The organism is Streptomyces pyxinicus (assembly GCF_024753135.1).
Classification (GTDB): Bacteria; Actinomycetota; Actinomycetes; order Streptomycetales; family Streptomycetaceae; genus Streptomyces; species Streptomyces pyxinicus.
Genome location: NZ_JANUGP010000006.1, coordinates 107,577 through 120,455 on the forward strand (window position 1 = coordinate 107,577; position 12,879 = coordinate 120,455).

General features: G+C 74.6%; 9 protein-coding genes and 2 tRNA genes. 4 read left to right on the forward strand and 7 right to left on the reverse strand.

The features are described from left to right. Window positions 1-65 precede the first annotated feature (65 nt). From NX794_RS10385 to NX794_RS10395, 3 genes are all read right to left on the reverse strand, one after another. Window positions 66-929, reverse strand: coding sequence for a DUF2797 domain-containing protein (locus NX794_RS10385; RefSeq protein WP_258778031.1), 864 nt, complete (start codon window positions 927-929; stop codon window positions 66-68). 95 nt (window positions 930-1,024) lie between these two features. Next, window positions 1,025-1,097, reverse strand: a tRNA-Arg gene (locus NX794_RS10390). A gap of 170 nt (window positions 1,098-1,267) precedes the next feature. Then, window positions 1,268-1,358, reverse strand: a tRNA-Ser gene (locus tag NX794_RS10395). A gap of 207 nt (window positions 1,359-1,565) precedes the next feature. On the opposite strand from NX794_RS10395, the gene NX794_RS10400 reads away from it, so the two are divergent. After that, the gene (locus tag NX794_RS10400; RefSeq protein WP_258778032.1) at window positions 1,566-2,063 is read left to right on the forward strand and encodes an SSI family serine proteinase inhibitor; all 498 of its coding nucleotides are present in this window, start codon (window positions 1,566-1,568) and stop codon (window positions 2,061-2,063) included. A 256-nt stretch (window positions 2,064-2,319) separates the two neighbouring features. Next, the gene (locus NX794_RS10405; protein WP_258778033.1) at window positions 2,320-6,612 is read left to right on the forward strand and encodes a hybrid sensor histidine kinase/response regulator; all 4,293 of its coding nucleotides are present in this window, start codon (window positions 2,320-2,322) and stop codon (window positions 6,610-6,612) included. Between the two features lie 78 nt (window positions 6,613-6,690). Here NX794_RS10405 and NX794_RS10410 read toward each other — a convergent pair whose 3' ends face one another. Then, a complete protein-coding gene (locus NX794_RS10410; RefSeq protein WP_258778035.1) occupies window positions 6,691-7,272 on the reverse strand; it encodes a TetR/AcrR family transcriptional regulator in 582 nt (193 codons plus the stop codon). A 131-nt stretch (window positions 7,273-7,403) separates the two neighbouring features. Between NX794_RS10410 and NX794_RS10415 the strand changes: the two genes are divergently transcribed. After that, a complete protein-coding gene (locus NX794_RS10415) occupies window positions 7,404-8,618 on the forward strand; it encodes an MFS transporter (RefSeq protein WP_258778036.1) in 1,215 nt (404 codons plus the stop codon). 16 nt (window positions 8,619-8,634) lie between these two features. On the opposite strand, the gene NX794_RS10420 is transcribed toward NX794_RS10415, so the two are convergent. The 3 genes from NX794_RS10420 to NX794_RS10430 form a co-directional block, all read right to left on the reverse strand. Further along, a complete protein-coding gene (locus tag NX794_RS10420) occupies window positions 8,635-10,290 on the reverse strand; it encodes a long-chain fatty acid--CoA ligase (RefSeq protein ID WP_258778037.1) in 1,656 nt (551 codons plus the stop codon). 123 nt (window positions 10,291-10,413) lie between these two features. Continuing rightward, window positions 10,414-10,971: a SigE family RNA polymerase sigma factor gene (locus NX794_RS10425; RefSeq protein WP_258778038.1), complete on the reverse strand. Its 558-nt coding sequence runs from the start codon at window positions 10,969-10,971 to the stop codon at window positions 10,414-10,416. A gap of 266 nt (window positions 10,972-11,237) precedes the next feature. Then, complete coding sequence (locus NX794_RS10430; protein WP_258778039.1) at window positions 11,238-11,549, reverse strand: hypothetical protein; 312 nt, start codon at window positions 11,547-11,549, stop codon at window positions 11,238-11,240. Window positions 11,550-11,954: 405 nt separating this feature from the next. Between NX794_RS10430 and NX794_RS10435 the strand changes: the two genes are divergently transcribed. Beyond that, on the forward strand, window positions 11,955-12,830 hold the full coding sequence (locus NX794_RS10435) for a bifunctional DNA primase/polymerase (protein WP_258778040.1): 876 nt from the start codon (window positions 11,955-11,957) through the stop codon (window positions 12,828-12,830). Window positions 12,831-12,879: the final 49 nt, after the last annotated feature.

Consider the following 12,879-nt stretch of genomic DNA (forward strand, 5'->3'; position numbering starts at 1 on the left):
AGAAACCCACAGGGATCTCTCAGCCGGCAGCTGGGGGCCCGTCAGCTCCGTGTGAAGTACGGCCCTCAGAACAGCGCTTCCGGCTCCCTGCGGAACTCCCGCACCGCGGCGGTACGGCCCGTGCCGCCGGCCGTCAGCTCCCAGCCGGTCAGCAGGCGCGTGTCGAGGACGAGGGTGCCCCGGCCGGGGGTGCTCAGGTGGAGGTCGGGTCCGGCGACCGCGACCAGGTCACCGGCCACGGCGGTGCCGGGGGCGAGCGCCGTGATCTCGCCGAGCGCGGGCGGCGCCGTGTCCAGACCGAAGGCGCTCACGTGGTCGACGACCTCGCAGGGTTCGGGGGCGAGGGACTCCGGCCGGCCGGCGAGCCGCGCCACCCGGGCGTGCAGCTCGCGCACCTCGGCCGCGCGCTCCGCCGCCCCGGCCGGCAGCAGCGCCCGTACGGCCCGCTTCTCGGCGTACGGGATCCGGTCCGGCACCCGCAGCGCCGCCCGCAGCAGCTCCTCGGTGCGGCGCGCGGCCATCAGCGGGCCGGTGCCGAGCCAGCTGAAACAGACGGCGCCCTGTTCGAGCAGCCGGGCCGGGCCCCGCTCCCGGGCGGTGATGCCGACCTTGACCATGCCGGGGCCGAACCAGGCGAGGTACACCCGGTACGGACGGGGGTCGTCGGCGATCGTGTCGGCGGCCACCGAGTGCGCCCGGTCCAGCCGCGCGCACTCCTCGCACCGCGCCCCCGTGCTCCGCGCCGGCACCGGGGCCCGCACCGGACAGGCGTGCCCGCGCGCCCCCACGCACACCCGCACCGCCCCCTCCGGCACCGCGAAGGCGACCCGCTTCCCCCGGGGCAGCGCACTGCGCCGCCCGCCGTCCCACTCCAACGCGGGCCCGTCCGGCGCCCACCGCAGCCCCGAGCATCTCCACACCTGTGCCATCACTCGTGAGGGTAGGGGGTGGGTCTGACAGCGGGGCGGGGACGGGTGAACGCCGGAAGCCCCGTGGATCACTCCACGGGGCTTCCGAACTGATGTGCACTCGGCAGGATTCGAACCTGCAACCTTCTGATCCGTAGTCAGATGCTCTATCCGTTAAGCTACGAGTGCGTGTTCTTTTGTTTCTTTGTCCCCGGCTCCCGGCCCTTCCGGCCCGCTCGCGGCGACAGGAAGAACATTACATGACTGCCGCCGCCATGTGAAATCCGTTCGGCACACCCCTTGTGACCTGGGAAAACACCGAAGCCCCGGTCGGAGAGACCGGGGCTTCGGGATCGGTGCGGAGGCGGAGGGATTTGAACCCTCGATGGGCTTTAAGACCCAAACCGCATTAGCAGTGCGGCGCCATAGACCGGACTAGGCGACGCCTCCAGCACAACCGTTCACGCGAGCGCGCGATCGGTGCGTGCAGATGATGACACAGTCGGGTGCGGTGTCACCAATCGCGTCCCACGGTACTAGGCAGCCGGGCCGCAGGGCAAAGGGCTTCTCCCTGGCGAGGCGCCGGACGACGCCAGCACCGGCGCCGGACGGGGGGGCGCCGCGCAACGTCCGGGCCGCCACCGCGTTGGACAGGGCATGGTTTCCTCACTCCAGGCCGCCGGGCGCCGCGTCCTCGTGTCGTCCCTCGCCGCCGTAGCCTCCCTCGTCCCGCTCACCGCCGTCCCCGCCGCCGCGGCCGGCGCCATGCCGCCGCCGGTCCGGCCGGAGGACCAGGCCCCGCGGTCCGGCCCGGCCGCCGCGGCCCCCAGCGGTGATCACCTCACCGTCGTGGTCCGGAACGCCGGGGCCCGGCGCGACGGGACGTACCAGGTGTCCTGTCACCCCGACGCCGGCCGTCACCCGGACGTGGCCGGCGCCTGCCGGACCCTCGACGAGCACACCCGCTGGGGCCGGGACCCCTTCGCCCCGGTCCCCGCGGGCAGCGACTGCACGATGCTCTACGGCGGCGCCGCCACCGCCCATGTCACCGGCACCTGGGCCGGACGGCCGGTCGACGCGACGTACGACCGCCGCGACGGCTGCGAGATCGGCCGTTGGGACCGCATGGTGCCGGTGCTGCCGAAGGTGGGCTAGCTGTTCCGTCGGGGGTGCCCGCACCGTAAAGGTCCGGCGAAGGTCTCGCGCAGGCGTGCGACGGCGGGGCGGCGCGGAGCCGTGCGGTCAGGCGGCGGTCACGCGTTCGGCGTCACTTCCTCGTGGGACCTCCCTCTCATCCGGCGCCCCCGGCGCGACCCGTGCGCTTAGACTCCCTCGCGTGACACGTCGCGGGCCGGTTGGCAAGATGGCCCGAGCGGTCGGCAAGGTGCGGTAACAGGGAGGAAGGCGTCTCGTGAGCAGCAGGCCATCCCGAGGCGCTGCTCGCCTCGCAGCCATACTCGACGCGCTGCCGGACGCGTTGGTCCTGGTCAACGCCAACGGAACCGTCGTCAACGCCAACACCATCGCGCTGGAGGCCTTCGAGGCGCCGGGGACCGCGCTCGTCGGGCGCGGGCTGCTCGATCTGCTGCCGCAGTTCGACTCCCGGCTCATCCCCGGCTCCATGCGGCGCCCCGATCACATGGACCCGCGCGGGCGGACCAAGCCGACCCGGATGGTCGCCCGGCGCACCGACGGGACCGAGTTCCCGGTCGAGGTCACCAGCGCGAACCTGGAGAACGGGCAGCAGGCGTACGACGGTTACGGCTACACCGGCGACGAGCTGCTGATGCTCGTCGTACGGGACCTGTCCGGAGCGGTCGACACCGAGGCGGAGCTGGCACGCTCGCAGCGGCAGACCGAGATGATCCTGCGGGCGGCGTCGGAGGGCGTCGTCGGCACGGACACCGACGGGCGGATCGTGCTCGTCAACCCGGCCGCCGCCCAGATACTGGGATACCGGGCCGGCGAGCTGGGCGGCAAGGAGCTGCACAACCTGGTGCTGCACTCCCGCGCCGACGGCTCCCCCTTCCCGTACGCCGAGTCCCCGCTCGCCGACACCCTGCGCTCGGGGCGCAAGCACCGGGTGCGCGGGCAGGTGCTGTGGTCCAAGGGCGACGAGCGGGTCTCGGTCGACCTGACCACCGCCCCGGTGCGCGACGGCGACCAGCTCGTCGGCGCCGTGATGACCTTCACCGACCGCCGGCCCTACGACAGCCTCGCCGACGAGAAGGACGCGCTGGAGAAGGCGCACGCCGAGGAGCTGGAGCGGCTCTCCGAGGAGCACGCCTCCGACCTGACCGCGCTGCGCCAGCAGCACGTCGCCGAGGTCGAGGAGCTGCGCGAGACGTACGAGTCCGAGCTGACCGGGCTGCGCGAGAAGCACGCGGAGGAGCTGGCGTCCGGCGAGGACCGCTACGCCGCGCTCGCCGAGCGGGAGAAGGACCGGCACGAGGCCCTCGCCGGGCGGCACGAGCAGTTGCTCACGCTGCTCGCGCGGTCGCTGCGCGGCCCGCTGGACGAGCTGCGCCGCGAGCTGTCCGCCCTGGCCGCCGACGACGCCGGGCAGCTGTGGCCCGAGGCCAACCAGGTGCTGCACCACCTGTCCGCCGGGTACGCGCGCATCACCACCCTGATCGACAACGTCCTCGGCTACCAGCGGCTGGACGCGGGCGGCGAGGACATCACCCGGACCAAGGTGATGCTGGACGCGGTCGTCGCCGCCGGGGTGGACGGGGCCGTCGAGCTGATCGGCCCGGGGCGGGTGCAGTTCGCCGTGCACGCCCCGCCCATCGAGGCCGAGGTCGACCCGCAGCGCCTCGCGACCGCGCTGGCGCACCTCGTCGCGGACGTGGCGGGCGTCGACGCCACCGGCAACGCGCCGGTGGCGGCGGGCGGTTACCTGGACAACACCGTGGTCGTGGCCGCCGCGCAGCGCGGCGAGGTCGCGCGCATCGAGGTGCGCGGGCCGTACGCGGGCGGGGACCCGGTGCACGAGCCGATCGTGCGCGGGATCGTGCGCGCCCACGGCGGTGTCCTCCAGACGCACGAGGTGCCGGGCATGAGCGGCAGCGCGTACGTGCTGGAGGTACCGCTCGGCGGCGGCGCGGGCGCGGTCGCGGGTGCGGGCGGGGTCGCGGGCGCGGGCGCGACGGGGCTTCCCGACGTGCCGGGGCTTCCCGGCGTATCGGGGCTTCCCGGCGTGCCCGAGGCGGAGGCGGAGGCGGCCGAGCACGGTGCCGGACGGCGGCGGGTCCGGCGGTCCTCCACGGACGCCTTCCTGGACGGCGACGACGACGGTGACGGCGGCGGCGACCTGCCGGACGTGGGTGGCGAAGCCGGCCCCGGTGGCGTGGCCGGACCGGGTGGCGTGCCGCCCACGGGCCGGCGCCGTCGCCGTGCCGGTGCTCCCGCCGAGGAGACGCCTGCCGCGGCCCCGGCCGAGAGCGTGGACGCCGGGCCGAGCGGCACCGGACGCCGACGGGGACGCCCCGCGGAGGGCGCCGCCGACGCGGACGCGGGCGTGTCCGAGGGCGCGGTGATGACCGCCGCCGAGCACGCGGCGGGTGCCGCCGCCTCGGGTACGGGACTGGGCGGCACCGTGCCGCCGCAGGGCGTACCGGCGCCGACGGGCCGTCGCGCCCGCCGCGACACCGACCCGGCCCGGGCCGCGCTGCCGCCGGCCCTGCCGGTGGCGGGTGGTACCGGTGACGCCATGCCGGCGCAGGGCGCTTCGACGGCGCTCGCACTGCCGGGTGCGGACGATGGCTCCGCGGAGGGTGCCCAGCCGACCGGGCGGCGCCGGCGCGCGCTGGCCGCCGCGGCGGAGCGCGCCGCGGCGCAGGAGGCGCCGGCCGGAGCCCGTACGGTCTTCGCCCTGCCGCCCGCCGCCGCGGACCGCCGGCCGGAGCCGGCACCGGCGGACGCCGGCCCGACGCCGGACGCGCCCGTGTCCGCCGGGACGACGGCTTCGGGCACCCCTGCCGCGGCCCCTGTCGGTCCGGTGCCGGGGGCGCCCGTGAGCCCGGACGCGGCGCCGTCCGTCGTACCGGATGCCGGGGTTCCCGTCGTACCGGCCCCCGCCGCCGAGGCTCAGCCGCAGGTCCCCGGACCGATGCCCGGTACCGAGCCCGCCGTCGGCGGTGTTCCGGGGTCTCCTGGTGTGCCCGCGGACGACGAGGGCCGGCACGACGCCGTACCGCCTGAGCAGTCCGAGGACCACACCCCGCCGCAGCCGCACCCCACCACCGGCCCGACCGGACGCCGCCGCCGTGCCGTGGCCCAGCCGGCCGAGGCCACCGCGCAGGCACCAGCACCGGACGGCCCGGCACCCCAGGTGCCCGAGACCCCCCAGCCCGGCGCCACTCCGCCCGCCGGCACCCCCGCCCCCGCCGGACAGCCGCTGCCCGCCGAGTCGGTGACCGGTACCGCTCCCGGGCTCGCCGTCCCGCAGCAGTGGCCGGGGACCGACGCGACGCCCGGTGCCGGCACACCGTTGCCCCCGGCGGCACAGCGGGCCGCGCAGCCGCTGCCGGCCGAGACCGGTGCCGCCGACCCGAACTCCACCCAGGGACGCGCGTTCAGTGTCCGCACCCTCGGGCAGGGCGTGCCGTTCGCCCGGCAGGCCGCGCAGGCCCAGCAGACCGCGCAGGCCGCGCAGGTCCAACAGGCCACCGCGACCCCGCCCCCGCACGCGCCCGGCGGTTCCGGCCGGCGGCGCAAGCTGGGCACGCCCCCGGACCCGGCCGGCCGCGGGGAGGCGCCGTCGGAGCAGGGCGCCCGGCCGCATCCGCCCGCCGAGACGGCACCCGCCCAGCCCCGGCCCGCACCGGGCACCGAGGGCGTGGGACGCTCGTACGCCATAGGCGCGCCGGAACCGGACGCCGCCGAGGGCCCGGAGCCGTTGGACGGTCCCGGCGGTGCCGTCGAGGTCGCGGACACCCCGCGCCCGCAGCCGCTGGACGACGAGCTGCCCCCGGAGCCGCTGGACAACCCCCGCCGGCTGCTGGTGTGGCCCGCGCCGGACGTGACGACGCAGCAGGCGCTGAGCGACCGCGGCTACCGGCCCGTCATCGTGCACTCGCGCGAGGAGGTCGACGCGCAGATCGCGGCCTTCCCCGCCGCGCTGTTCGTGGACCCGCTGACCGGACCCATCACGCGGACGGCCCTGCAGTCGCTGCGGCAGGCCGCGGTCGCCGCCGAGGTGCCGGTGCTGGTCACGGCCGGGCTCGGGCAGGCGACCCGGGAGGCGGCGTACGGCGCCGACCCGGCCGTCCTGCTGAAGGCGCTGGCGCCCCGGGACAGCGAGCAGCATCCGCCGCGGGTGCTGCTCATCGAGGAGCACGCGGAGATCGCGCTGGCCCTGACCGCGACGCTGGAGCGGCGTGGGATGCAGGTGGCGCGGGCCGCGACCGACAGCGACGCGGTGACGCTGGCGGGCCAGTTCCGGCCGAACCTCGTGGTGATGGACCTGATGCGGGTGCAGCGCCGGGAGGCCGGGGCCGGGCACACCGGGATCATCGACTGGCTGCGCGCGAACGGGCAGCTCAACCGCACCCCGCTGGTCGTCTACACCGCCGCCGTCGACCAGGCCGACCTGCCCCGGCTGGCCTCGGGCGAGACCGTGCTGTTCCTCGCCGAGCGGTCCACCAGCACCGAGGTGCAGGCCCGGATCGTGGACCTGCTGGCCCGGATCGGCACCAACTGAGCGAACCGGCGCCGGCCGGCGTCAACGGGCGACCAGCCTGCGCGCCGCCTCCTGTGAGCGAACCCGCGCCGGCCGGCGTCAGCGAGCGACCAGCCTGCGCGCCGCCTCCTTGATGGAGGCTCGCAGCCGGTCCCGGTCGGGGCCGACCGTGCCGGTGAGGATGCGCCCCATCTGCGGGACGACAGCGGTCCAGTTGGCCAGGGCGACCAGCAGGAGCAGCAGATCGCCGGGCGGGATCGCGTCGGTGATCACGCCCCGCCGCTGGCCGTCGGCGACGGCCTCGACCTTGCGGGCGTAGTGCGCCTGGCGCTCCGGCTCGTCGGGCAGCTCGCCGGTGCCGTACTCGATGCCCTCCCAGAACAGCAGGCGCAGCAGTTCGGGGTGGGTGTCGTGGTAGTCGAGGAGGCGGTCGATCCAGCCCTCGATGTCGTCGGGGTCGACGGGGACGGCGGCGGCGAGATCGACCATGCGGGTGCCGAGGACCTGGGTGAACAGCTCGGACTTGTTGCCGAAGTAGGCGTAGATCAGCTGCTTGTTGGCCTTGGCCGCGGCGGCGATCCGGTCGATGCGGGCGCCCGCGATGCCGTGCCGGGCGAACTCGGCGACCGCCGCGTCGAAGATGCGGGCCCTGGTGGCCTCGGGGTCCCTCACTGCTGCCATGGGAAAAGGGTAGGGCCCCGAGACGGACAACCAACTGTTTGGTTGACGGGGAATGCGCAGGCGCGGGACGGCGTTAACACTTCCAACCAACTGGTTAGTTGCAAGAGTCGGCTCAAGGAGAGACCCCGCTCATGCCGTCAGTCACCACCACCCGCCGCGCGTCCCGGACGGGCGCCGCCACCGCGTCCGGGCGGCCCGTCACCTCCACCCCCTTCCTCCTCCTCATAGCCCTCTGCACCGCCGCGACGGCCGCCAACATCTACCTCGCGGCCCCGCTGCTCCCGCTCATCGCCCACGACTTCGGCACCGTCCCGACGGCCGTGGCCTGGATCGCCTCGGTGGCCCAGTTCGGCTACGCGGCGGGACTGCTCTTCTTCGCGCCGCTCGGCGACCGCGTCAACCGGCGCCCGCTGGTCGCGGGCCTCTCCGTCGGCACCACCGTGGCCCTGCTGGCCGCGGCCGTCGCCCCGGGCACCGCCGCCCTCGCCGTCGCCGTGTTCGTCGCCGCCGCCGCGACCGTCGTACCGCAGTTGCTCGTGCCGCTCGTCGCCGCCCGGGCCCCCGCCGACCGTCGGGCCCGGCATGTCGCGGCCGTCATCGCCGGCCTGTTCACCGGCATCGTCGCCGCGCGGGTCGTCGGCGGCCTCGCCGGACAGGCGTTCGGCTGGCGCTGGGTGTTCGCCGGGTCCGCCGTACTGACCCTCGTACTCGGCCTGGCCACCGCGTTCGCCCTGCCCGCGGAGCGGCGGACCCGCACAGGCGCCCTGTTCGCGGGCGTCGCCGAGCTGCCGGGACTGCTGCGCCGTTCGCCCGGGCTGTGGCGGGCGTGCCTGCGGCAGGCGGGGATGTTCGGCGCCTGGAGCGCGCTGTGGACCTCCCTGGCCCTGCTGCTGACCGGCCCGTCCTACGGCTTCTCCACCGCCACCGCCGGGTTGTTCGGCCTCTTCGGACTGACCTCCAGCGCGGTGGCGCCACTGGCCGGCGGGCTGGTGGACCGCTTCGGCGCCACACGGGTCGTGGGCACCGCGTTCGCGCTGGCAGCCGTGGCGGTACCGCTGTTCTGGCTCGGCGGGCAGGTGCTGCCGGCCCTGTTCGCCGCCGCGGTCCTGATCCACGCGGCGCTGGTCGCCTCCCACGTGGCCAACCAGACCATCGCCCTGACCAGCACCGACAGCCCCGCCACCGCCAACACCGCCTACGTCGTCTCCGGCTTCGCCGGCGGCGCCCTCGCCTCCTCCGTCGCCGGCCCGGCCTACGGCCACTGGGGCTGGGCCGGAGTGAGCGTGGTGGCGGGGGTGTGGCTGCTGGCGGGGTGGGTGCTGACGGCCGGGCGACGGAGGCGGTGACCCGGAGAACCGGCACTCACAGCCGGGTGACGTCCAGGTCCCCCTCCGCGTACCGCCTGCGCAGCACCTTCTTGTCGAACTTGCCGACGCTGGTCTTCGGGACCGACTCGACGATGGTCCAGCGTTCGGGCAGCTGCCACCTGGCGATGTGGGCCTCCTCGGTGAGGAAGGCGCGCAGGGCCTCGAAGTCGGTGCGGGCACCCTCCCGGAGGACGACCGTGGCCAGCGGGCGCTCGCCCCACTTCTCGTCGGGTACGGCGACGACGGCGGCCTCGGCCACGTCCGGGTGGGACATCAGCGCGTTCTCCAGCTCGACCGAGGAGATCCACTCGCCGCCGGACTTGATGACGTCCTTGGCGCGGTCGGTGAGGGTGAGGAAGCCGTCGGGGGAGATGGTGCCGACGTCGCCGGTCTTCAGCCAGCCGTCCTCGCTGAACTTGTCGGTGGGGCGCAGCGGTTCGGCGTCGGGGCCGTTGTAGTAGGCGCCCGCGATCCAGGCGCCGCGCACCTCCAGCTCGCCCGCCGAGGCCCCGTCCCAGGGCAGGCGTTCGCCGCCGGGCCCGGTGAGGCGGGCCTCGACGCCGGCCGGGAAACGGCCCTGGGTGAGGCGGTAGGCGAACTCCTCCTCGGTGCCGGCCGCGTGCGCCGGGGGCCGGGCGACCGTGCCGAGCGGTGAGGTCTCCGTCATGCCCCAGGCGTGGCAGACCCGCATGCCGAGCGCGTCGAAGGCCGCCATGAGGGAGGGTGGACAGGCCGAGCCGCCGATGGTGACCTGGGTGAGGGAGGACACGTCGCGCGGCCGGGCGTGCAGTTCGGCCAGCAGCCCCTGCCAGATGGTCGGCACGGCCGCCGCGTGGGTCGGCCGCTCCCCCTCGATCATCCCGGCGAGCGGCGCGGGCTGGAGAAAACGATCCGGCATCAGCATGTTGACGCCGGTCATGAAGGTGGCGTGCGGCAGGCCCCATGCATTCACATGAAACTGCGGGACGACGACGAGCGAGGTGTCCCGGTCGGTCAGCCCCATCGACTGCGCCATGTTGACCTGCATGGAGTGCAGGTAGACCGAACGGTGGCTGTAGACCACGCCCTTGGGGTCGCCGGTGGTGCCGGAGGTGTAGCACATGGCGGCGGCCCGGCGTTCGTCCAGCTCGGGCCAGTCGTACCCGGTGGGCCGGCCGGCGATCAGGTCCTCGTACTCGTGCACCCGGGCGGCGGCACCCGCCAGCGGGGCGCGGTCGCCCGGCCCCGAGACGACGATGTGCTCCAGCGTCGGCAGCCTGGGCAACAGCGGCGCGAGCAGCGGGATCAGCGAGCCGTTGACGACGACGACCTTGTCGGCCGCGTGGTTGACGATCCACGCCAACTGCTCGGCGGGCAGCCGCAGGTTGAGCGTGTGCAGCACCGCGCCCATGGCGGGGACGGCGAAGTAAGCCTCGACGTGCTCGGCGTTGTTCCACATCAGGGTCGCGACCCGGTCGTCGTCCCGGACGCCGAGTTCGTCCCGCAGCGCGTGCGCGAGCTGGGCCGCACGGCCCCCGATCTCGGCGAACGTCCGGCGGTGCGGCTCGGCCTCGCCGGTCCAGGTGGTCACCCGCGACGCTCCGTGGACCCGCGACCCGTGGGTCAGGATCCGGGAGATCAGCAACGGTACGTCCTGCATGGTGCTCAGCACGGCGTCCTCCTGGGCGACATTGCCTGCGGCGGGAGAGGTCGCGCTGATTCTGCGCACATACCGCGCGGTATGTCACTAGGGAACGCCAAACCGGTATCGCGTCGGGTCCTGGGCCGGTGGGTCCTAGCGCACGAGCACCAGCTCGGGGTCCTCGCGCAGTTTGCCGAGGGCGCGCGAGACGGCCGACTTCACGGTGCCGACCGAGACGCCGAGCAGCTCGGCGGTCTGGGCCTCGCTGAGATCCTCGTAGTACCTGAGGACGACCATCGCCCGCTGGCGCGCGGGCAGCTTGGCGACCGCCCGCCACATGGCGTCGTGCAGCGCCTGCCGCTCGGCCGGGTCGCCCTCGCCGGACAGCGGCTCGGGCTCGGGCAGTTCCTCGCAGGCGAACTCGTCCACTCTGCGCTTGCGCCACTGCGAGGTCCGGGTGTTCAGCAGGGCCCGGCGGACATAGCCGTCCAGCGCCCGGTGGTCCTCGATCCGCTCCCAGGCCACGTAGGTCTTGGTGAGCGCGGTCTGCAGCAGATCCTCGGCGTCGCACGGGTTCGCGGTCAGCGAGCGCGCGGTGCGCAGGAGCACCGGCCCGCGGGCCCGGACGTACGACGCGAAGGACGGGTAGGAGTGGGTCTGCCGCGCGGGTGCGGCGGCGGCCGAGGCGCTGGTGCAGACGGGTGTGGTCATGGCTCCACGCTAGGAGCGGACCACGTCCTCGCGGATCGCCCGCAGGTCCCGAAGCGGCGTCCCCCTCAGGTTGTACGGGTGGGGCTGCCTCCACCTCCTGAAGGTGGACGGCGCTTCCACCCTCCCTGAGGGTCCGCCCCCGAGCGCCCCCGGCCCATGATGCCCGCACACGCCTGCGCGGCGGCACCGAAGCACCGCCGCGCAGACGTCGTACGACCCCGAAGCACACCCCGCGAGGTCTCCTCGGCAGGAGCCCCGCGCCCGGCTCACCAGAGGTGGGTGAAGCGGACGGCGACGTTGCCGTTGCCCTGCTGGATCCCCGTGAGGGCGGACCCGTCCACCTGCGCGGTGTTGCTCTGGTTCGAGGCGCCGGAGCCGACCGCGTTCTGCCCCGTGGTGGACGAGTTGCCGCTGTTGGTGTGACCGACTCCGCTGCCGACGATGGACGACACACCCGCGTTCGATCCGACGCCCGCCAAGGCGCCGTTGTCCGCTGCCGCCGCGCCGGAGAAGAGAACGGCTGCGAGCGGGAGAGCGGCGACGGCTGCGAGAACGCGGGCGGTACGGATGCTTGCCATGTTGTTCCTCCAGAACGAGGTCTTCGACGGCCCGAGAGAACCGGAAGCTCGTGAAGTAGGGCTTGAACTTGAGCTTGAAGTGGAGCTTGAAGTGGGGCTTGCGCCAAGGCAGTTGGCCGACCGCCTCAACTGTCGTGGACGACGTCGCGCCCTCAGAGTTGCCCACCGAATCCCCGGCGAACCACCCCGGAAGCGATCATTCGCACGCAAGCGTGATGACAAGTAGATAAACCTTTGTCGCCCCTTTCCCCCACCACCCCTCCCCCCGGGCCCCCCGCACACCCTCACATCCCAACCGGCACAAGGGACGAATCGATCCGCCCCACCCGCGACCGACCCCCCGCTCCGGGTGCGCCACACCCCCACCCTCTTCCCTTACTCGAACACGCGTACGAAAATAGAACCATGGCCACCATCGACCGACAGACCACGACGCTGGCCCTCGCCCACGCCCTCTCGGCGGCCGAACGCGGTCTGGCCGTCCTCCCGCTGTCCCGCACGAAGCTCCCCGCCCTGCGCTCCCCCCACCACACCGACCCCACCCCGGCCGGACCGCGCTGCCACGGCGAGTGCGGCCGCTTCGGCCACGGGGTGTACGACGCCTCCACCGACCCCGCCCGCATCCGGGAGCTGTTCGCCGCCGCACCCTGGGCCACCGGCTACGGCATCGCCTGCGGGCTGCCCCCGTACCACCTGATCGGCGTCGACCTGGACGTGAAGACCGGCACGGACGCCTCGGCCGCCCTGCGCGAACTGGCCCTGCGCCACCTGTTCACGATCCCGGAGACGGTCGTGATCCGCACCCCGAGCGGCGGCCGGCACCTGTGGCTGACCGGCCCACCGGACACGGTCGTACCGAACTCGGCCGGCCGCCTCGCCCCCGGCATCGACATCCGCGGCGCCGGCGGCTACCTGGTCGGCCCCGGCTCCCGCACCGACCACGGCACCTACACCACGGCCCCCGGCACCGCCCACCTCCCGCCGGCCCCCTGCCCGCCCTCCCTCCTCCGCCTGCTCCTCCCCCCACCCCGCACCGGCCGCCACCCGTCCCACCGCGCACCCGACGACCACGGCCGCGGCCTGATCCACTTCGTCCTCACCGCCCACGAGGGCCAGCGCAACACCCGCCTCTTCTGGGCAGCCTGCCGCGCCTACGAGAACGGCCTCGGCCCCACCCTCACCGACCCCCTCACCGAGGCGGCCGTCCACACGGGCCTCACCGAACAGGAGGCCCGCGCGACAATCGCCTCGGCGGCCCGGATGACAGCCCGCCACCCCTGACCCCGAACGCACGAGAGCCCCCGACCGGTACTTCCCGGTCGGGGGCTCT

Bases quoted from the DNA above. Each gene is read 5' to 3' on its own strand.
- NX794_RS10385 (WP_258778031.1), bottom strand. From the start codon at position 929: ATGGCACAGGTGTGGAGATGCTCGGGGCTGCGGTGGGCGCCGGACGGG.
- NX794_RS10400 (WP_258778032.1), top strand. From the start codon at position 1,566: ATGGTTTCCTCACTCCAGGCCGCCGGGCGCCGCGTCCTCGTGTCGTCC.
- NX794_RS10410 (WP_258778035.1), bottom strand. From the start codon at position 7,272: ATGGCAGCAGTGAGGGACCCCGAGGCCACCAGGGCCCGCATCTTCGAC.
- NX794_RS10415 (WP_258778036.1), top strand. From the start codon at position 7,404: ATGCCGTCAGTCACCACCACCCGCCGCGCGTCCCGGACGGGCGCCGCC.
- NX794_RS10425 (WP_258778038.1), bottom strand. From the start codon at position 10,971: ATGACCACACCCGTCTGCACCAGCGCCTCGGCCGCCGCCGCACCCGCG.
- NX794_RS10430 (WP_258778039.1), bottom strand. From the start codon at position 11,549: ATGGCAAGCATCCGTACCGCCCGCGTTCTCGCAGCCGTCGCCGCTCTC.
- NX794_RS10435 (WP_258778040.1), top strand. From the start codon at position 11,955: ATGGCCACCATCGACCGACAGACCACGACGCTGGCCCTCGCCCACGCC.